The sequence below is a fragment of the Planobacterium oryzisoli genome (assembly GCF_015354315.1).
GTDB lineage: Bacteria > Bacteroidota > Bacteroidia > Flavobacteriales > Weeksellaceae > Planobacterium_A > Planobacterium_A oryzisoli.
On sequence record NZ_JADKYY010000002.1, the window covers coordinates 195,398 to 215,102 of the forward strand.

At 42.4% G+C, this 19,705-nt stretch carries 20 protein-coding genes; 19 read left to right on the plus strand and 1 reads right to left on the minus strand.

What is annotated here, in order from left to right; genetic code table 11:
* Positions 1-282: 282 nt before the first annotated feature.
* The 8 genes from IC612_RS02490 to IC612_RS02525 are packed head-to-tail and all read left to right on the plus strand — an operon-like array spanning position 283 to position 8,766.
* Positions 283-666, plus strand: a complete 384-nt coding sequence (locus IC612_RS02490) for a hypothetical protein (RefSeq protein ID WP_194738595.1) — start codon at positions 283-285, stop codon at positions 664-666.
* A 25-nt stretch (positions 667-691) separates the two neighbouring features.
* Complete coding sequence (locus IC612_RS02495; RefSeq protein WP_194738596.1) at positions 692-1,315, plus strand: DUF3347 domain-containing protein; 624 nt, start codon at positions 692-694, stop codon at positions 1,313-1,315.
* Positions 1,316-1,329: 14 nt separating this feature from the next.
* A complete protein-coding gene (locus tag IC612_RS10055; protein ID WP_194738597.1) occupies positions 1,330-2,613 on the plus strand; it encodes an efflux RND transporter permease subunit in 1,284 nt (427 codons plus the stop codon).
* 2 nt (positions 2,614-2,615) lie between these two features.
* A complete protein-coding gene (locus IC612_RS10060) occupies positions 2,616-4,574 on the plus strand; it encodes an efflux RND transporter permease subunit (protein ID WP_194738598.1) in 1,959 nt (652 codons plus the stop codon).
* Between the two features lie 17 nt (positions 4,575-4,591).
* The gene (locus tag IC612_RS02510; protein ID WP_194738599.1) at positions 4,592-5,839 is read left to right on the plus strand and encodes a TolC family protein; all 1,248 of its coding nucleotides are present in this window, start codon (positions 4,592-4,594) and stop codon (positions 5,837-5,839) included.
* The gene (locus IC612_RS02515) at positions 5,836-7,086 is read left to right on the plus strand and encodes an efflux RND transporter periplasmic adaptor subunit (RefSeq protein WP_228512835.1); all 1,251 of its coding nucleotides are present in this window, start codon (positions 5,836-5,838) and stop codon (positions 7,084-7,086) included. The genes IC612_RS02510 and IC612_RS02515 overlap by 4 nt, the downstream gene beginning before the upstream one ends.
* 11 nt (positions 7,087-7,097) lie before the next feature.
* The gene (locus IC612_RS02520) at positions 7,098-8,303 is read left to right on the plus strand and encodes an efflux RND transporter periplasmic adaptor subunit (RefSeq protein WP_194738600.1); all 1,206 of its coding nucleotides are present in this window, start codon (positions 7,098-7,100) and stop codon (positions 8,301-8,303) included.
* Between the two features lie 16 nt (positions 8,304-8,319).
* Positions 8,320-8,766 carry a heme-binding domain-containing protein gene (locus IC612_RS02525; protein ID WP_228512836.1) on the plus strand — a complete coding sequence of 149 codons (447 nt, stop codon included), beginning with the start codon at positions 8,320-8,322 and terminating at the stop codon, positions 8,764-8,766.
* Between the two features lie 205 nt (positions 8,767-8,971).
* Here the strand turns inward: IC612_RS02525 and IC612_RS02530 are convergent, their stop codons facing one another.
* A complete protein-coding gene (locus IC612_RS02530) occupies positions 8,972-9,115 on the minus strand; it encodes a hypothetical protein (protein ID WP_194738602.1) in 144 nt (47 codons plus the stop codon).
* A 724-nt stretch (positions 9,116-9,839) separates the two neighbouring features.
* Between IC612_RS02530 and IC612_RS02535 the strand changes: the two genes are divergently transcribed.
* From IC612_RS02535 to IC612_RS02585, 11 genes are all read left to right on the plus strand, one after another.
* Positions 9,840-10,025 (plus strand): hypothetical protein, encoded by a 186-nt coding sequence (locus IC612_RS02535; protein WP_194738603.1) that lies wholly within the window; start codon positions 9,840-9,842, stop codon positions 10,023-10,025.
* Between the two features lie 230 nt (positions 10,026-10,255).
* Entirely contained in the window at positions 10,256-10,597 is a 342-nt protein-coding gene (locus IC612_RS02540) for a four-helix bundle copper-binding protein (RefSeq protein WP_059333872.1), read from the plus strand.
* 129 nt (positions 10,598-10,726) lie between these two features.
* Positions 10,727-11,182 carry a YncE family protein gene (locus IC612_RS02545; RefSeq protein WP_228512837.1) on the plus strand — a complete coding sequence of 152 codons (456 nt, stop codon included), beginning with the start codon at positions 10,727-10,729 and terminating at the stop codon, positions 11,180-11,182.
* Positions 11,183-11,256: 74 nt separating this feature from the next.
* Positions 11,257-11,763: a YncE family protein gene (locus tag IC612_RS02550; protein ID WP_228512838.1), complete on the plus strand. Its 507-nt coding sequence runs from the start codon at positions 11,257-11,259 to the stop codon at positions 11,761-11,763.
* Positions 11,764-11,832: 69 nt separating this feature from the next.
* Positions 11,833-12,864 (plus strand): type II glyceraldehyde-3-phosphate dehydrogenase, encoded by a 1,032-nt coding sequence (locus IC612_RS02555; RefSeq protein WP_194738606.1) that lies wholly within the window; start codon positions 11,833-11,835, stop codon positions 12,862-12,864.
* A 146-nt stretch (positions 12,865-13,010) separates the two neighbouring features.
* Positions 13,011-14,066 carry a class I fructose-bisphosphate aldolase gene (locus IC612_RS02560; RefSeq protein ID WP_194738607.1) on the plus strand — a complete coding sequence of 352 codons (1,056 nt, stop codon included), beginning with the start codon at positions 13,011-13,013 and terminating at the stop codon, positions 14,064-14,066.
* 26 nt (positions 14,067-14,092) lie between these two features.
* Entirely contained in the window at positions 14,093-14,935 is an 843-nt protein-coding gene (locus IC612_RS02565; RefSeq protein ID WP_194738608.1) for an ATP cone domain-containing protein, read from the plus strand.
* Positions 14,936-14,948: 13 nt separating this feature from the next.
* Positions 14,949-16,322, plus strand: coding sequence for an MBL fold metallo-hydrolase RNA specificity domain-containing protein (locus IC612_RS02570; protein ID WP_194738609.1), 1,374 nt, complete (start codon positions 14,949-14,951; stop codon positions 16,320-16,322).
* A gap of 9 nt (positions 16,323-16,331) precedes the next feature.
* A complete protein-coding gene (locus tag IC612_RS02575; protein ID WP_194738610.1) occupies positions 16,332-16,892 on the plus strand; it encodes an AAA family ATPase in 561 nt (186 codons plus the stop codon).
* Between the two features lie 46 nt (positions 16,893-16,938).
* Entirely contained in the window at positions 16,939-17,511 is a 573-nt protein-coding gene (locus tag IC612_RS02580; protein WP_228512839.1) for a DUF305 domain-containing protein, read from the plus strand.
* A 37-nt stretch (positions 17,512-17,548) separates the two neighbouring features.
* Positions 17,549-19,675: a heavy metal translocating P-type ATPase gene (locus IC612_RS02585; RefSeq protein WP_194738611.1), complete on the plus strand. Its 2,127-nt coding sequence runs from the start codon at positions 17,549-17,551 to the stop codon at positions 19,673-19,675.
* The last annotated feature ends 30 nt before the right edge of the window (positions 19,676-19,705 follow it).

The following is a 19,705-nucleotide window of genomic DNA, read 5'->3' on the forward strand; positions in this document are numbered from 1 at the left end:
CTTTTATCAGAATCCCCATTACTCCGGTGCATTCCATACCATTTGGGAACCGCCCAAAATAGTTTAAGATCTTCTTTTACAGCCCGAATTGTGTCTGGTCGTGAAGTGTTCATGACACTTTCCGCAGATTATTTTGCGGTGCTGAATGTCCCTTCGAACTTCCACTTCTCGTTTAAGTAATCTTTTAAAAAGAATGTTCTTTAAAGAACAACTTGAAGATCAGGATTTTCGTACACAGTCTCTCAAGACGGAGGCTCAATATTAACCTTTAACGATAATTTAATGAAGAATATTCTTTTAGGAATACTGGCTTCTGTAGCAGTGTTCCTCGTTTCCTGCACCAATTCAAAAGCAGAAACTACCCAAATTACCAATGCACAGTTCAAGACCGGCGATATTGTCCCCCACGACCAGGTCTGTATGGTAAACAACGCCTACATGGGCAAAAAGCAGCTCGAAGTAAAGCATGACGGCAAAACCTACTACGGTTGCTGTGAAAACTGCAAACTCAGAATCCCACAGGAAGAAAATGCCCGCATGGCATACGATCCCATATCTCATAAACTCATCGATAAAGCAACCGCAATTATTGCGATCTCTGATAAAAATGATAATGTCGTGTACTTCGAAAATAAAGCAAACTACGAAGCCTTTTTTAAAAAATAATCAATAACCTTTAACTGATAAAATAATGAAAACAATACTATTCAGCCTTTTGGCAATCGGCACTTTTGCATTCACTTCTTGTAAGGAAAACAAAGAACAGAAAATAACCACTGGTACAACCATGCAGCATGACATGAGTACAATGTCCGACAGTTCAGCGATTGGCGGTATGGCAATGGATGCTAAGGTAACCGTTACCGACGCAAAAAAAACTTCCGCTGACCTTACGGAGCTTTATTCTCATTACACCCACCTTACATTCGCGTTGTCCGGTGATGATGATAAGGAAGCGGTAAGTGCAGCAAAAGGAATCTTGGCGTCCTTTCCCAAAATAGACAAAATCGGTTTTTCCGCTGAACAGAAGAAAGAATTTGCGGATTTGGAATCAAGCATCAGTGAACACGCCGAGCACATTGCAGATAACGCTGGGAATATTGATCATCAGCGGGAACATCTGGATTTAATGAGTGCCGATTTTTACGATCTGCTGAAAGATTTCGGAACTCCAAAACCGGTGTACAAAGTATTTTGTCCAATGTATAACGATAACAAAGGCGCTTTTTGGCTTAGCGATTCACGTGAGGTGAAGAATCCTTATTACGGCAAAGAAATGCAGTCATGTGGCGAGGTTCAGGAAGAAATTAAGTAAAATCGTACAGAACCATGATTCAAAATTTAATCAAACTGTCCCTCCGCAACAGGTATTTCGTGTTGCTGATAGCAATCGGCCTTTTTATCTGGGGTATTTTTGCGGTAAGGGACAATCCCATCGATGCCATTCCGGATCTGAGTGAGAACCAGGTCATCGTTTTTACGGAGTGGATGGGCAGAAGTCCCCAGATTATTGAAGATCAGGTGACTTTCCCTCTGGTAAGCAACCTTCAGGGAATTCCGAAAATTAAGAACATCCGCGCCTCTTCCATGTTTGGGATGAGCTTCGTGTATGTTATTTTCGAAGATAACGTGGACATTTACTGGGCCAGAACCCGGGTGCTGGAACGGCTCAACTATGCCCAACGCCTACTCCCGCAAGACGTAACGCCTACGCTCGGACCGGATGGTACCGGCGTTGGTCACGTCTTCTGGTACCATTTCGATGCACCTAAAATGGATTTGGGAGACCAGCGCGCCCTCCAGGACTGGTATGTGAAATTTGCTCTGCAGACGGTTCCCGGTGTGGCGGAAGTAGCCTCCTTTGGCGGCTTCGAAAAACAGTACCAACTCATTGTAGATCCTGTAAAACTCCAGTACTATAACGTCTCTCTGATGGATGTCATGAACAAAGTGAAAGCCAACAATAATGATGTGGGCGGACGTAAATTTGAGATGGCCGATATGGCCTATGTCATTCGCGGCCTGGGTTATATCAAGAACGTAGCCGATATCGAGGAAATTGCTTTGGGAAATTACAACGGAATTCCTGTGCGGGTTAAAGACATTGGTTCTGTACAGATGGGTGGTGATTTGCGTCTGGGTATTTTTGATGCAGACGGTGAAGGCGAAGTCGTGGGCGGTATCGTAGTGGCACGGTATGGCGAAAATGCAGATAAGGTCATCAACGATGTGAAAGAGAAAATGAAGGACGTTGAAAAAGGACTCCCTGAAGGTGTCACCTTCAAGACATCGTACGACCGCAGTACCCTTATTGAAGGGGCAATAGACAATATCAAAACCAAGCTGATCGAAGAGATCATCGTGGTCGCTATCATTGTTATTCTGTTCCTGTTCCACTGGCGAAGTGCATTCAGTATCATTATTCAGATTCCGGTAACCATTGCCATCAGCTTTATTCTGCTCAATGCGTTTGGACTTTCATCCAATATTATGTCGCTTACCGGAATTGCACTGGCAATTGGGGTGATCGTTGATAACGGAATTATCATGTCCGAAAATGCCTATAAAAATCTCTCCGATTGGCAGAACCATCAACAAAATAAAAACCCATAACAATGAAAACCAACTGGTTAAATAATATATTCAGAAAGAAAGATAAGGAGAAAGACAGTTACGTTAAAATTCCCGAAGACATTCGGTTGAAGATTATCGAAAAATCATCCTTACAGGTATCCAGAGGCGTATTTTTTTCTACGGTGATTATCGTGGTTTCCTTTCTCCCCGTATTTATGTTGACAGGTCAGGAAGGTAAACTTTTTCACCCGTTAGCGTACACCAAAACTTTTATCCTGATCGTTGATGCGATCTTGGTACTTACCCTTGCGCCGGTACTTATCTCCTTTTTTATGAAGGGAAAGTTTAAAGACGATAATAAAAACCCAATAAACAGTGGCTTGCAGCGGGTGTACGAACCCATCATTCGCTGGTGCATGGAATGGAAAAAAACAACGCTTGGCATTAATATTCTTGCTCTTTTGGTCAGCATCCCTTTAATTATGAATCTGGGACGCGAGTTTATGCCACCTTTGGATGAAGGATCTTTGCTCTTTATGCCGGTCACTTTGCCTGATATTTCGAACTCCGAAGCTAAAAGATTACTGCAGGTGCAGGATAAAATCATTAAAGGAGTTCCGGAGGTGGATCATGTCCTCGGAAAAGCCGGAAGAGCAAACACGGCGACAGATAATTCACCCATTTCAATGATTGAAACCATCATTCTGTTGAAACCTCAGGACGAATGGCGCGACGGCCTTACAAAAGACGATCTTATTAATGAATTGAATGCTAAACTGCAGATTCCGGGCGTAACTAATGGCTGGACCATGCCGATTTCCAACCGGATCAATATGCTTTCAACAGGGATTAGAACGGATGTGGGCGTAAAAGTGTACGGACAGAACCTGGACAGTATCGCGGTCCTTTCCGAAAAAATAAAAAAGGAACTCACCGGTATTGAAGGAATAAAAGACATGTACGTAGAACCCATTACCGGCGGAAAATATGTGGATATTGAAGTGAAACGCGAAGAAATAGGAAGATACGGCCTAAGTGTGGATGATGTAAATGCCGTCGTGGAAAGTGCGCTCGGCGGAATGAAACTCACCACCACCGTGGAAGGCCGACAGCGCTTTTCGGTAAATGCCAGATACGGCCAGGATTTCAGAAATAATGTGGAATCTCTGAGAAGACTGCCCATGCAGACGATGGAATTTGGTTCCATTCCGCTAAGTGCAGTGGCTGACATTCGTCTTACAGAAGGACCACCAATGATCAATTCTGAAAATGCAATGTTGCGTGGATCTGTTCTATTCAACGTACGCGACCGGGATTTAGGCAGTACCGTAAAAGAAGCCCAGGAAAAACTCAATAACATGGTGAACAAAATGCCAAAAGGTTATTTCGTGGAATGGAGCGGTCAGTACGAAAACCTGATTCGCGGAGAGCAGACTTTAAAAATGATTATGCCCCTCGTATTAATCGTGATCTTTATTTCCATGTACTTTGCATTCAATTCCTACCGTGAAGCTTTCTTTAATCTCATCAGTATTCCTTTTGCCCTAATCGGGGGTGTCTTTATGATTTCGATTTGGGGGGTGAACCTTTCCGTAGCCGTAGCAGTTGGTTTTATTGCGTTGTTCGGACTTGCGGTAGAAACGGGAATTGTGATGGTCATTTACCTGAACGATGCCATGATTCAACTTACCACGAAGAACGGCAACTCACGGGAGACCATTACCAATGAAGAACTTCGGGAGTATGTCATCAATGGAGCAGCGAAAAGATTAAGACCTAAAATTATGACAGTGTGTGTTACCCTTTTCGGACTGGTTCCCATCCTGTGGAGTCACGGCGTTGGAAGTGATATGATGAAACCAATCGTATTACCCATGGTGGGTGGCGTTTTTACTTCCGCAATTCACATTCTGTTGGTAACCCCCATTATCTTTTACATGCAGAAAGAATGGGAGCTGAATAAACTGGGGAAAATTGACGTCCTGGACGCTTCCCATTAATCCCTAATTATTACAAAATGAAAAAATTCATAATAACAGGAGTACTTACCTTGCTTTATACCACCAGTTATGCTCAGCGGATGCCGTTAACGGCAGTAATGGACAGTATTGCAGCCAACAATCCTGTGGTTAAAATGTATAATGCGGAAGTCCGGTCAATGGACGCTGCGGCCAAAGGCGCAAGAAGCTGGATGCCCCCAACCGTTGGAGCCGGGTTGTTTATGACACCCTATAATCCAAAACTCTGGCAACGCGACGGCGATATGCTCGGTATGGGCTCAGTAGCAGTTTCTGTGGAGCAGATGTTTCCCAACACAAGGAAACTTGATGCAAACGAAAATCTGATGAAGGCGATGTCTTCCGTAGAAAAGGAAAAACTCTATGCCGCCCTCAATGAAAACTTTCAGGATGCGAAAAAACTGTATTACAGTTCAATCGTCCTGGATAAAAAGCTGCAGGTCGTAAAGGAAAACGAAAAGATGCTGGATTTCATGATCAGAAACGCCGAGATCCGGTACAAAAACGGGCTTTCCAAAATATCTGCATATTACAAAGCCAAAGCCGCCCTCGGAAGCTCCAAAAACATGCAGCTCATGTACGAGAATGACCTCCGCGTCAACCGGATCCGGTTGAATGCCCTCATGGGAAGAGACCCGCTCGCGCCACTGGAGATTGAACCGGAATACAACCTGAATGATTATTCTCTCGAGACTTTTGGTCAGGATCTATTTTATCAGAACAGAAGTGATCTCCGCGGCATCGACCGGGAAATCAATATTGCCAAACTCAAACAGGATCTGGAAAAGCAGAATTTAAAGCCGGAATTTGGCGTAAAGTTCGAAAACATGTTTGGTTTTGGCGGCCAGCCCATGCAGTTTTCACTCATGCTGATGGCAAAGCTACCGTTTGTTTCCTGGGCTTCAGGCATGAATAAAGCCAATATTGAAAGTCTCAAACTGAAAGAAGAGGCCTTGCAGGCACAGAAAGAAATGATGGTGAACGAATACAGTGGAATGGCCTACGGTATGCGCAACGAACTGGACCTGAATAAAAATCAGCTCAAACTCTATGAAGACACCATTATTCCGGCCTTAAAAAACAACTACAAATCCATGCAGTTAGGCTACGAGCAGAATACGGAAGAACTCTTCATGTTGTACGATGCCTGGGAACAGCTGAATATGACCCAATTGGAATATTTCGAGATCCTGACCAAAGCACTGCAGACGCAAACTGAAATTGACCGCTTAATTGAAAGAAGATGAGAAAAATTATAATATTCACTATGCTTTTATTTGGTTTGACGGCGTGTGACAAAGTTAAGTTCTGGGAAGATAAGCACTCGGCAGAAGCTGCAATGCATACTTATACCTGTCCGATGCACCCGGAAGTGATCTCAGACAAACCCGGTCAGTGTCCCAAATGTGGGATGGATTTGGTCCTGAAAGATGCCCCTGAAAAAAAGGAAGAGGGGATTAAACTCGACGATCTGCTGAAACCAACCAATGAATTTGTGATCTCGGAATTGCCGGTCGTAAAATTAAAAAAGGAAAATATTCCCACCACCGTTGATGCTTTAGGGACGGTAGAATACGATACTCGACAGATTGGCAGTATTTCCTCACGCGTTGCGGGCCGTATCGAGAAACTCTATGTGCGGTATAAATACCAGAAAGTGTCCAAAGGGCAGCGTATTTTAGATATATACAGCCCGGAACTTTTAACCGCACAGCAAAACCTGCTCTTCGCTATTAAAAATGACCGCTCAAACAAAACAATGATTGATGCTTCACGCCAGAAACTCCTTCTTTTGGGAATGCCGGCTTCACAGATTCAGAAAGTCATCCAGCGAGGGAAACCTGATCTCACAGTTCCGGTTTTCAGTAATTACAGCGGACACATTCAGCAGGCAGGATCGGCCGGAAGCATGGGGTCATCACCACAATCTGCACCCGCAATGGCTTCAAATACGGCAGTCACCGCTGAACTACCCCTAAAAGAGGGAATGTACCTCCAGAAAGGACAGAATATTTTCAGTGTCTACAATCCCAACAGAACCTGGGCCCAGATCAATATTTTTTCTGAAGACATTGCACTGGTCAGCAAAGGACAGTCAGTCATGATCATCCCGGAAGCCAATCCGGATAACCGCTTCAAAGGAACCATCGGTTTTATTGAGCCGTTTTTCAGGCAGGGCAGCAAAACCGTAACGGCGCGCGTCTATTTTGATAATTCCACCGCAAAAATTCCTGTCGGAAGTCTGGTTAAAGCGGAGATTATGAGCCACAACAGAATGGCAGACTGGCTGCCGAAATCAGCGGTGGTTTCTTTAGGGATTGATAAAATCGCGTTCAAAAAAGTAGAAGGCGGTTTTATTGCCCATAAAGTTGTTACCGGCGCGGTGGTAGGCGATAAAATTCAGATCGTCAGTGGTTTGCTTCCTGAAGATGGAGTTGCCGAAAATGCACAGTACCTGATGGACAGCGAAAGTTTCATAAAAATTAACAGATAAAAATTGATAAGATGAAATTCAATATTTTAATGCTTGCCTTGCTGGTTTTTCTTTACTCCTGTAAAAAGGAGGAAGATCCTCATGCCGGCCACGATATCTACTACACCTGTTCCATGCATCCACAGGTGGTATCTGACAAACCGGGAAAATGTCCTATTTGTCACATGGATTTGGTGCCGGTGGAGAAGAAAAAGAATGCGGATCCAAATGAAATTATCCTGAATGATGAGCAGATAAAACTGGGGAATATAGAAACAGTCGCACTATCTGATGGGTCTATGGCCGACAAACTTACGCTGACTGGAACACTCAATTTTAATCAGTACCAAATGCAGGCAGTAAGTTCCCGAGTAATGGGCAGAGTTGAACGGTTGTATTATAAAAACATTGGCGATTTTGTTCCGAAGGGGGCGCCGTTGGTCGATATTTACAGTGAAGAACTCAATAATGCAAAGCAGGAATATTTGCTGGCATTGGAAAGACGCAAGCTGTTCGTCGGCAATACTTCCATTGATTTTGACCAGCTACTCCAAAGTTCCCGAAACAAGCTTTATTTATGGGGAATGTCCGAAGGCCAGATCAAACAGCTGGAAAGATCAGGAAAAGCCACACCTACCACCACCGTGTTCAGCAATGCAGCCGGTTACATCACCGATCTGCGCATTGCGGAAGGTGATTATCTTGCTGAAGGTGGCACCATCGTAAATTTGGCAGATCTTTCATCACTTTGGGCGGAGGCGCAGATGTATTCGTCCCAAATGGCTCTCCTTCAGAAAGACAGCAAGGTCACCGTATATATTCCCGATCTGGATAATTTGAAGATTAATGGGAAGATTGATTTTACAAATCCGGAAATCAGCGCTTCAAGCAGGATAAATCTGGTCCGCGTTTCCGTCCCCAACCAAGGAAATCTGCTGAAACCCGGTATGCCGGTATATGTTCTTGTGGAAAACAAATCCCGTGATGGTCTTTCAATGCCTGTGGATGCGGTAATCAGGGATGGCAAATCTTCCACGGTGTGGGTGAAAACCGCGAAGAACACCTTCGTCAACAGAATGGTGGAAACGGGTCTCGAATATGAAGACAGAATAGAAATCACATCAGGAATTAAGGCGGGAGACGAAGTAGTGGTCTCCGGGGCCTACCTTCTGAACAGCGAATATATATTTAAGAAAGGGGCAGATCCCATGGCGGGTCACGATATGAGCACAATGTAATATGAGAAAATTGAATATGATAGGCTGGCTGGCGGTGCTAGTGGTGGCTATTGTTTTAGTCATTCAGTTCATACCGGTGGAGCGTAATGTCTCCACCGTTGCGCCAGGTCAAAGTTTTGAAAAAACTGAAAAGGTGCCCGCCAACGTGGCTGCAATCCTTAAAGTTTCCTGCTATGACTGTCATTCAAATAATACCCGTTATCCCTGGTATTCGGAATTACAGCCGGGCGCGTGGTTCATGGCCCGGCATATTAAAAAAGGCAAAGAAGAACTCAATTTTGATGAGTTCAATAATTATTCAAAAAGACGCAAAAAAGCAAAAATAAGAAGCATCATCAGCCAGATTGAAAAAGATGAAATGCCTTTAAAATCTTACCGCATGATGCACGGAAACGCCAGATTATCAGCAGATAAAAAAAAAGAACTGTTAGATTTTTTTCGTGACAACGAATATAGTAAGTAACGCAGAACATCAGAAATTACGCTCGACCTTGGTCTTTAGAGTATCAGAAATGGCCGTTTAAAATAAAAAAGGATCGGAAAATACCATGCTGTAGAATCAACAAATTAATAACAACGTGATGAAATTAAATATTAAAAATATGGTTTGCAGCCGATGTCTCAAAGTGCTTAGGCAAGAGCTTGAACAACTAGGAATTAATGTTTCATCAATTGAACTCGGGGTATTGGTAATCGACGAGATGGCTGGTAATCATACTGAAATCATGGCGAAAATTGAAAGCGTTCTCCATACCAATAAATTTGAAATAATCCATAGTCCAGAGTAAGTGCTCGTCGAAAAAATTAAACATTCTTTGCTTTGTAAAATAGAAGAGCCCCCTCTCGATTCCACGGTAAACCAATCTCAAATTTTAAGCACGGAGTTCAACCACGAATATAAGTCACTGAGCAAGTTGTTCTCACACTTTGAAAATACAACGCTGGAAAAATATTTTATTAAATTAAAAATTGAGAGAATAAAACAACTTATTCAACTCAGGCAGTACACCTTTTCAGAAATAGGGCATCTCCTGGATTACAGCAGCGTCAACCATCTGTCGAGACAGTTTAAATAGATTACCGGAGAGAGCATGACAGAGTATAAAAATGCTGAACTAGCCAATCGAAGATCCTATGATGAAATTAGTTAACCTTAGAACTTAGGCGTACGAAATTATAAATAGGAAATAGTTGCGAAATAGAAACGGCAATCACAGAGACGTTTGCGCAACTCTCGATAAACTTCAGGTATAGTTTTGATGTTACTTGGCCTTTTTTTCAAAGCAAAATTATACAGAAACTAACGAAAATTATGAAGAACATCCGTTTAAGAAATTTGTACTTTTACAGTAGTAATTACAACCAGCTCGCTTTCAAAAAGCTATTTTATTGCAACACTAGTTTGGCCAAGTAAGGCTCACAGAACGTATTTTAAAACGGATAGTCGGAAAGTAACAATATATAAAAGAATAAAATCAAACAAAATGAAACAACAGGAATGTCCTGCGAAGGCTGCGTTAAAAATGTCGAAAAAGCTTGAAAGAAATTGATGGCGTACAGAATGTAAAAGCGAGTCTGCATCCACCACGCGCAGTTATTGAAGCAGAGAAATCGATTAATACAGCGCAGTTAACGCAAGCCTTGGCGAAAGTAGGTTATAGTATTGCCGGCGCTTCCGTAGATGAGAATTTAAAAAAGTCTGGTGGCTCCTGTTGCTGTTGAAAAGTATGAACTGGGCGGGCAAGTATAACGTTAGTACGATGTGAACGATAACGGTAGAAATGCTCCGCTGAAAACTAAGTGAAAGAAGCAAATAAATTTTTTAAAAAAAATCAAAGTAGCCAGCAATAGCTTGCCTGATCAAACGCACTTATGATTGCGACAGGATCAGCTCAGGAACTGCATATTTATTGAAAAAACTAACCTATTTATTAACATAAAAACCAACAATTATGACAGGTTATCACACGTACCAAAGTTGTATTGAAGCATGTTTAAAATGTGCTGCAATATGTAATCACTGTGCTTCATCATGCACTGAGGAAGAAGATGTAAAAATGATGGCGAGATGCATTCAATTAGACATGGAATGCGCAGCGATCTGCTATGCCTCAGCACAGTTAATGAGCCTCGGCAGCGACAAAGCAAAAGAAATTTGCCGCATTTGTGCCGACATCTGTGAAGCATGTGCTGCAGAATGTGAAAAACATGCACAACATGGAATGGATCATTGCCGTGAATGTGCAGAAGCTTGTAGAAAATGCGCCGAAGAATGCCGGAAAATGGCAGCGTAATTTAAAACGGGTGGTGATTTTAATGATTGCCACTCTTTTTATCTACATCCTAACGACCAAATTAAAATCTATTAAACGAAAAAATTTTTTACCCCGACATTGGTTGTCATAATGACAATGCTATTTGCTATGGTCAGCAGTTGCGGCAATAACGATAATAGCAATACCAATAGTAGTAAAACTGACAAACCACCTTCATTGCCATTGGCTAAAGGATATGTTGCCAACGAAGCCGGAGGCAGTGTTTCAGTTATAGATCTTCAGGATAGCTTAAAAACCACAAGCATTGACTTCAGTGATAGCGCCGGAACTATGTTTATGGCCCATAATGTGCAGGTGCCCCCCAATGGAAAATCTGTTTGGGTGGCGGCAGCAGGTATGGACAGCAGTAAAACAAATTACTTAATAGTTATTGACCCAAACAGCGGTACAATAAAAGAGCGTGTGCTGTTAGGTAAAGATCTACACGTGGCCCATGTGGTTTTAGACGATCAATCAAAGAATGCATTTGTAACCGCAGGTGAAACGAATGAAGGCATACAAGTAGATGCAACGACCTATCAAGTGGTACGAAATTTAATTTAGGAGAAAAACATGCACCTCATGGCTTACGCTACGCTAATGGCAAATTGTATGTAGCCAATATGGACGGAAAAAGTATGTCTGTCATTACTATAGCTGATGGTAAAGTAACTGATATCCCTCTTGGTGGTATAGCTCCACAGGTAGCCGTTACCCGTGACGATAAATTTGTTTTCGTCTCTTTGTACGATACAAAAGAGGTGATACAGTATGACCTTAAAAATGGCCAAATAATAAGAATACCATTACCTGGCACCGCTCAGGGCCCTATTCAGTTGTACGCAACCCCGGATAGTAAATTACTTTATGTAGCAGACCAGGGTGAACTCTTGGGCAGGCCGGTTTCAAACGAAGTTTATGTAATAGACATACCAAACGCAAAAGTGATAAGTACCATTAAAGTTGGTAAGAAGGCTCACGGTGTAGTAGTAAGCAACGATGGTAAATCAGTTTTTGTAACAAATACTATAGATAATACCGTTTCTGTGATTGATGTGCCAAGTCAAAGAGTGATCCACACAATCCCGGTTGGCAAAGGCCCTAATGGAATAAGCTATTGGTTTGAAACTGGTGGAATGCCATAAACAGAATATTAAGGGAAATACACATCGGAAACCTTTTAATTTAATCGATAAGCTATATATATATATATTATGGAAAAAATAAGAGTTGCCATTAACGGATATGGTGTCATTGGCAAACGAGTTGCCGATGCAGTGCATTTGCAAGAAGATATGGAACTGGCAGGTGTATGCGATGTAATAACAGACTGGCGCATTCAAATGGCAGTATTGAAAAAATATCCCGTGTTTGCTTCCGATGACATGTTTAAAACAAAGATGAACGAAGCAGGCATAAATTCATCAGGCACGTTGAACGATCTGCTTGCATCCTCAGATATTATTGTGGATTGTACGCCCAAAAAAATTGCGGCTCAAAATATAGAGCTTTATAAAAAACTTGGTAAAAAGTTTATCTTACAAGGAGGTGAAAAGCATGAAGCAACCGGTCATTCCTTTAGTGCCGAAAATAATTATGCAACTGCAATTAACCTTGATGCTACAAGAGTAGTTTCCTGTAACACTACTTCCATTGTAAGAACACTAACCGCACTGAAGAATGCAGGCTTGCTCTTAAAAGCAAGAGGCACTTTACTTCGTCGTGCAACCGACCCATGGGAAAGCCATTTGACCGGGATTATGAATACCCTGGTTCCCGAAAAAGATATACCCAGCCATCAGGGACCGGATGCGCAATCTGTTGACCCCTCTTTTAACGTTATCACATCGGCAGTTAAAGTGCCGGAAACGTTAAGCCATCTACATTACTGGAATGTACAGTTGACCAGAAAAACTGATAAGGAAGAAGTTTTGGATGCGTTCAATAAATCTACCAGAATTGCAATGATTGAATACAGCGATGAGTTAGCAGCTAATAATACAGTTAAGGAATTAATGCTTGCAATAGGCCGCCCTTATGGAGATATGTATGAAGTAGCCTTGTGGCAAGACATGCTGAAAGTGGTTGGAGATGAAGTGTTCTATGCTTACTTAGTCGATAATCAGGCTATCGTAATCCCCGAAACCATTGACGCTATCCGTGCCCTAACCGGAATTGAACCAGACGCTGAAAAGTCGATACTTAAGACCAACGAAAGCCTTGGAGTTAAACAGAGTTTTTATTAGGAGTAAGCAAAAAGTAAATTATCAAATTAATAAAACGGGATGTTAAGGAAAATGGTTTGTACCCTGCAAATATTTGTAAGACGCGCACTTCCGCAAATGCCTATTTCTAAAATATATAGAAATTTAGGGATTAAAGTTTAAAAAAAATGAACGATAACATTGCAGACTTATTAGGCAAGAAGGCAGCCTACTATTTGGATCACGTTTGCCAAAAAATTACAAAAGATGAACTGCTGACTCCAGGCAAATACAGTCTAAAAAAGGTCTTTGGCGATAGCAACAGAAACCCGCAGGTTCTGCGGAGTCTCGCTCAACTTTACGGTCAGGGTAATCTTGGCGGCACGGGTTATCTGAGCATTCTTCCCGTTGATCAGGGTATTGAGCATAGTGCTGTGTACTCATTTTATAAAAACCCCGACTATTTCGACCCTGAAAACATTTTAAAACTTGCACTCGAAGCCGGCTGTAACGGTGTGGCTTCTACCTTCGGCGGGTTAGCCTTGAATGCCCGAAAATATGCGCACAGAATCCCTTTCATTGTAAAGATTAATCACAATGAATTACTGAGCTTTCCAAATAAATATGACCAAACGCTATTTGGAAAAGTTAAAAACGCCTGGGATATGGGGGCCCTTGCCATAGGAGCAACCATCTATTTTGGTTCCGACGAAAGTGACAGGCAGATCACAGAAATTTCCGAGGCGTTTGAGCATGCCCATCAGCTCGGTATGGCGACTATATTATGGTGCTATCTTCGAAATGAGGCATTTAAAACAGCAGATCAGGATTATCATTCCGCTGCGGATTTGACAGGACAAGCCAATCATATCGGAGTAACAATTCAAGCTGATATTATTAAACAAAAATTGCCGACAAATAATTTTGGATTCAAAAACATTAAGTTCGGTAAATACGATGACGCGATGTATGAGGCACTAACAACTCCCCACCCGATTGACCTCTGCAGGCTGCAGGTAGCGAACTGTTACATGGGCAAAATCGGATTAATTAACTCCGGTGGCGATTCAAAAGGTGAGTCAGATCTGCTTGAGGCCATTACAACAGCGGTCATCAACAAAAGAGCGGGCGGCACTGGACTGATTATGGGTCGGAAGGCATTTCAGCACCCGTTTAAAGACGGTGTGAACTTGCTACAAAGGGTACAGAATGTATATCTCGATAATAAAATAACAGTTGCCTAAAGTAAGTTTCAACAAACTATCAGAAAATGAAGATTCCCATTAGCATCGTAAAAAAGTCCGGAGATATTGTCGTATTTGATGTCGAAAAACTCACTAATTCACTTAGGCGCGCGTCTGCTGGGGAAAACATCATTCAGCAAATTGTTGGTGAGGTTCAGTCCACGATTTACGAAGGCATGACCACCTCACAGATCTATAAAATTGCTTTTGATTTGTTAAAAAAATATTCCCGCGTAAGTGCTTCAAAATACAAACTCAAAAACGCACTCTTTGAATTGGGTCCCTCCGGTTTTCCCTTTGAAAAATTAGTGGGCAAACTGATGGCTCATGAAGGTTTTTCCACCCAGGTTGGGGTCATTGTTCAGGGAAATTGCGTGTCGCATGAAATAGATGTCATCGCTGAAAAAGACGACCAGCACTGTTTTATTGAATGTAAATTTCACAGCGACCAAGGGAGATTTTGCAATGTAAAAATTCCTCTGTATGTCAATTCCAGATTTCTGGATGTAGAAAAACAGTGGAAAAAACAAAAAAGTAACGAAGGAAAAATATCTAAAGGAGGTGTGTACACCAATACAAGATTCACTTCTGATGCCACACAATATGGGAAATGTGCAGGTTTACTAATGGCAAGCTGGGACTATCCTTTTGGGAACGGTTTAAAAGAGAGAATAGACAAATCCGGTTTGCACCCATTAACCGCATTAACGACCCTGACAAAAAACGAGAAAACAAAATTGTTAGACCTTGGTGTTGTTCTTTGCAGAGAAATTTACGAAAACCCGGGGGTCTTAAACCAAATCGGACTTGCAAAACCACGCCATAAAAACATTATCGAAGACGCAAAAGAATTATGCACTCAACACTAGATCAATCTGACCAATGAAAAACACAAAAATTACCATTCATTTTTTGGGCGCTGCGGGTACAGTAACGGGTTCCAAATATTTAATCGATACAGGAGCACATCAACTCCTAATCGACTGCGGAGTTTTTCAAGGATTAAAGGAATTACGGCTTAAAAACTGGGAATATCCGCCTGTGGACGTTTCAGCCATTGATGCCGTTTTATTGACTCATGGCCATTTCGACCACACAGGATACCTTCCCCGATTGGTAAAATATGGTTTTAGTGGATTAGTTTACGGAACAAATCCAACTTTGGATATTGCCACAATCGTTCTGAACGACAGTGCCAAAATACAGGAACAGGAAGCAGCGCGAGCCAATAAGGAAGGCTACTCCAAACACAGTCCCGCAGAACCGCTGTACGGCCTGAAGGATGTAGAAAAAACATTGCCCCATTTTAAGGAGGTTCCGCCATCACAGTGGATTCCTTTGTTTGATGGTATCAATGCACGGTTTCAGTACAATGGGCATATTTTGGGTGCAGCTTTCATTGAGTTGGATGTACATGGCAAACGTTTTGTTTTTTCCGGAGATATTGGACGTACCAATGATCTACTGCTATATCCACCCCTGAAACCCGAAAAGGCGGATGTTCTTTTCATAGAGTCAACCTACGGAGGAAGGTTTCATCCGGATGAAGTGGAAGCGGTTCTGGAGATTGAAAAATTAGTCAACGATACCATTAACCGTGGAGGCAGCGTGTTTATTCCCAGTTTTTCGGTTGAACGTGCTCAACTGATGATGCTTATTTTATGGAGGTTGCTTAACGAAAATAAAATACCCAAAGTACCGATAATCATGGACAGTCCGATGGGAGCCAGCATACTCGATCTGTTTTACCGTACCAGAGATTGGCACCGGTTAACAACCGACGAATGTGATGAAATGTGCGATCATTTCACGGTGGTCAGCAGCTATCAGGAAACCATGGAGTTGCGGTCCGACAACAAACCAAAAATTGTTATCGCCGGCAGCGGGATGCTCACCGGGGGCAGAATGCTCAACTATCTTGAAACCCAGGCACAAAACCCTGATAATACCCTGCTTTTTGTCGGCTATCAGGCCGAAGGAACCCGTGGAAGAAAACTATTGGATGGTGAGAAAGAACTAAAAGTGTATGGAAAATGGGTTCCTTTCAATATGGAAATAGCGGAAATTGAAGGACTATCTTCACATGCAGACCACAATGAACTCATTGGTTGGATGAATGAAATAACAAATATTCCTGAAAGAATTTTCATCGTACATGGGGAAAAGGAAGGCGCAGAAGCGCTGCAGCTGGGCATAAAAGAAACCTACGGCTGGGATTCGCAAATACCGCAACTTTATGATATTGAAGAATTATAATTTGGAGAGATGAATCATATAACGGACAGTAAAATCAAGCATTCAAATGAGACCAACTGGTATGTGATTACCGGCGGACCCAGTACCGGAAAAACAACGACCATTGATTTGCTTCAGAAGCAAGGTTACCTTACGACAATTGAACACGCCAGGCATTACATTGATACCATGCATAATGAAGGAAATTCTGTTGAAGAAATCCGAAGCAATAAAAAGAAATTTCAATTGGGCGTGTTAGATATGCAGATTGCCCAAGAAGAATCGCTCAATAAGGAGGATATGGTTTTTTTGGACAGGGCTATCCCGGACGCAATGGCTTATTATCAATTTTTAAACTTGGATTATGATGAAAAGTTACTTAATGCCGTCAACGGGGTTTCCTACAAAAAAATCTTTATTCTAGACCGATTGCCGTTTATCAAAGACTATGCGAGAACCGAAAATGAAGACGATCAAAAACTAATTCATCAGTTGATAATAGAAAGCTATACCAATCTCGGTTTCACTATCGTTTTTGTTCCGGTTTTGCCTCCCGAAGAAAGAGTGAAATTCATTTTAGATAATTTATGAACAAAAAATATTCATCCAAATTGTTAACATATAAGAAATTATTATTATGAAAAATTCAGGACATGATCACAACATGCTTAAGAATACTGATTCAGCAACAGGCAATCATTCCAAACATGAAATGGAATCGGGCAAGGAGTCTGTCCAGCACGCGCAAAAAAGCCATACCTCTGCATACAAAAAGTTATTTTGGATGCTTCTGATTTCCTTTATTTCAATGTTTATACTAATGTATGCGATGGTGGACAAGCTGACTAATGTAATTCCAAACATAAACCAGTTATACATGGCAGGCCTGATGGCTTCTCCTATGTTAATCATCGAACTGCTGTTAATGGGGAAGATGTATCCCAACAAAAAACTCAATAAAATTCTTATGGGCCTCGGAGTGCTGATGATGGTGCTGTTTTGGTCCGGGATCCGGCAGCAGACAGCCGTGGGAGATGTCCAGTTTCTAAAGTCCATGATTCCACACCATGCAGGGGCTATTCTTATGGTCGAAGAAAGTAATCTGGTCGATCCGGAAGTGAGAAAGTTGGGCGAGGAAATTATCAAAGCACAGGAGGAAGAAATTGCCGTCATGAGGGCGAAAATTAAGGAACTTCAAACCCGGAAGTAATCTCAAATAGCAGAATTTAACGCAAAAAAATTGAATTATGAAAAAATACACCTGTCCCATGCATCCCCAGATATTGAAGGACGAACCGGGGAAATGTCCACTTTGCGGAATGAACTTAATTCCCTTGGGAGGAACCGCCCGACCTGAAAAAGACGAACACAGCCATCATCATCAGAATCATAATCATCACTCAGAATCTGATAGTTCAGCGGCGGGATTTGACAAACATGCAGGTCATCATACTTCGGATTTTCTAAAAAGATTCTGGATTACACTGGTACTTTCTGTCCCGGTGCTGCTGCTTTCCCACATGATTCAGCAGTGGCTTGGTTTCACCATAGCTTTTCAAGGCGATAAATACGTGCTGTTGGTTTTGGGAAGTATTATTTATTTCTACGGTGGAATGCCTTTTTTCAAAGGTTTTTTGGGCGAAGTGAAAGCCGGAGCTATTGGGATGATGACGCTCGTTGCTTTGGCGATTACCGTAGCTTATGTCTATTCCGTTGCCGTCGTATTCGGGCTGCCGGGCATGGATTTCTTTTGGGAGCTCGCCACCCTAATTGTCATTATGCTTCTGGGTCATTGGCTCGAAATGCGTTCACAGATGGCAGCTTCAAAAGCGTTACAATCCTTAGTGGCATTGCTACCAAATGACGTAACCGTCGAGCATAACGGAAGTCCGGTTAAAATAAAACTGGAACAGCTGAAAAACGGAGATACCGTAATCATAAGACCGGGCGAAAAAGTCGCCGCTGACGGTCTGATTGTCGAGGGCAGTTCCTATTTAAATGAAAGCATGCTGACCGGAGAAAGTGTTCCTGTAAGAAAAGAGTCCGGTGGAAAGGTTATCGCAGGGTCTATCAATGGAGACGGAGCTTTAAAGATAAAAGCAACAGGGGTTGGAAAGGATTCGTACCTCAATAAGGTCATTAATTTGGTTCAGGATGCGCAGGCAGCAAAGTCGAACACTCAGAATCTGGCGGATAAAGTAGCCAAATGGCTTACTATAGTAGCAATTGTGGTGGGAGTAGGAACTTTCGCTTACTGGTACATCACCATGGGAGATTTGGCTTTTGCTCTGGAACGGATGGTAACGGTAATGGTAACGTCCTGCCCTCATGCTTTAGGAGTGGCAATCCCTCTGGTGGTGGCTATTTCCACTACACTTTCAGCGACAAATGGTTTACTCATCAGAAACCGCACGGCTTTTGAAACCACCAGAAAATTATCGACCATTATTTTCGATAAAACCGGCACCCTTACGAAAGGCTCCCACACTGTGCAGAAAATCATTCCTCTAACGGAACACTATTCGGAAAACGATTTACTCCAGTATGCAGCAGCAGTGCAGCAGAACTCCGAACATCACATTGCAAAAGGAATCATGCAGACCCTTTCCGAGAGAAAACTGGAGCTATGGAAGTCAGACAGTTTCCGCTACATGCAAGGAATTGGAGTGACAGGAATCGTAAACGGTAAATCGGTTGTCGCGGCTGGTCCTAATTATTTCGTTCAAAACAATAAACAGGTACCTGCCATTCCGGAAGAAATCAACCAGGATGCAGAAACAGTGAACTTTATTTTGATTGATGACGTGCCCGTGGGTATTGTTTCTTTAGCAGATACCATTCGCGAAGGCGCAAAAGAAGCTATTGACCAACTTCGAAGCATGAACATTAAATCATTCCTGCTTACAGGTGATAACGAAAAGGTAGCGGCGGCGGTGTCAAAGCAATTAGGAATGGAAGGATATTTGGCAAATGTACTTCCGCACCACAAACAGGAAAAAGTAAAAGAATTCCAGGATAAAGGAGAAATCGTTGCCATGACAGGTGACGGCGTAAATGATGCACCGGCTTTGGCAGCAGCAGATGTAGGCATTGCAGTTGGCAGCGGAACTGATGTTGCTGCCGAAACCGCAGATATTATTCTGGTCAACAGTGACCCTCGAGACGTGGTGAAAATGATAGATTTTGGAAAGAAAACCTACAGCAAGATGATCCAGAATCTCGTATGGGCAGTGGGCTATAACGTCGTGGCTATTCCACTTGCTGCAGGTGTTCTGTATCCCACATTTGTCCTGAGTCCCGCCATGGGCGCGGTGCTGATGAGTGTCAGTACCATCGTGGTCGCACTTAATGCAAGTTTGTTAAAAATTAAATAATCACAAGATGAAATATATATTTTCGCTTTT

Coding starts and splice junctions, on each gene's coding strand:
- IC612_RS02580 (WP_228512839.1), top strand. CDS start 16,939: ATGAAAAATTCAGGACATGATCACAACATGCTTAAGAATACTGATTCA.
- IC612_RS02530 (WP_194738602.1), bottom strand. CDS start 9,115: ATGTTTAATTTTTTCGACGAGCACTTACTCTGGACTATGGATTATTTC.
- IC612_RS02490 (WP_194738595.1), top strand. CDS start 283: ATGAAGAATATTCTTTTAGGAATACTGGCTTCTGTAGCAGTGTTCCTC.
- IC612_RS02570 (WP_194738609.1), top strand. CDS start 14,949: ATGAAAAACACAAAAATTACCATTCATTTTTTGGGCGCTGCGGGTACA.
- IC612_RS02525 (WP_228512836.1), top strand. CDS start 8,320: ATGATAGGCTGGCTGGCGGTGCTAGTGGTGGCTATTGTTTTAGTCATT.
- IC612_RS02575 (WP_194738610.1), top strand. CDS start 16,332: ATGAATCATATAACGGACAGTAAAATCAAGCATTCAAATGAGACCAAC.
- IC612_RS02545 (WP_228512837.1), top strand. CDS start 10,727: ATGGTCAGCAGTTGCGGCAATAACGATAATAGCAATACCAATAGTAGT.
- IC612_RS02555 (WP_194738606.1), top strand. CDS start 11,833: ATGGAAAAAATAAGAGTTGCCATTAACGGATATGGTGTCATTGGCAAA.
- IC612_RS02585 (WP_194738611.1), top strand. CDS start 17,549: ATGAAAAAATACACCTGTCCCATGCATCCCCAGATATTGAAGGACGAA.
- IC612_RS02495 (WP_194738596.1), top strand. CDS start 692: ATGAAAACAATACTATTCAGCCTTTTGGCAATCGGCACTTTTGCATTC.
- IC612_RS02510 (WP_194738599.1), top strand. CDS start 4,592: ATGAAAAAATTCATAATAACAGGAGTACTTACCTTGCTTTATACCACC.
- IC612_RS02515 (WP_228512835.1), top strand. CDS start 5,836: ATGAGAAAAATTATAATATTCACTATGCTTTTATTTGGTTTGACGGCG.
- IC612_RS02550 (WP_228512838.1), top strand. CDS start 11,257: ATGTCTGTCATTACTATAGCTGATGGTAAAGTAACTGATATCCCTCTT.
- IC612_RS10060 (WP_194738598.1), top strand. CDS start 2,616: ATGAAAACCAACTGGTTAAATAATATATTCAGAAAGAAAGATAAGGAG.
- IC612_RS02560 (WP_194738607.1), top strand. CDS start 13,011: ATGAACGATAACATTGCAGACTTATTAGGCAAGAAGGCAGCCTACTAT.
- IC612_RS02565 (WP_194738608.1), top strand. CDS start 14,093: ATGAAGATTCCCATTAGCATCGTAAAAAAGTCCGGAGATATTGTCGTA.
- IC612_RS10055 (WP_194738597.1), top strand. CDS start 1,330: ATGATTCAAAATTTAATCAAACTGTCCCTCCGCAACAGGTATTTCGTG.
- IC612_RS02520 (WP_194738600.1), top strand. CDS start 7,098: ATGAAATTCAATATTTTAATGCTTGCCTTGCTGGTTTTTCTTTACTCC.
- IC612_RS02540 (WP_059333872.1), top strand. CDS start 10,256: ATGACAGGTTATCACACGTACCAAAGTTGTATTGAAGCATGTTTAAAA.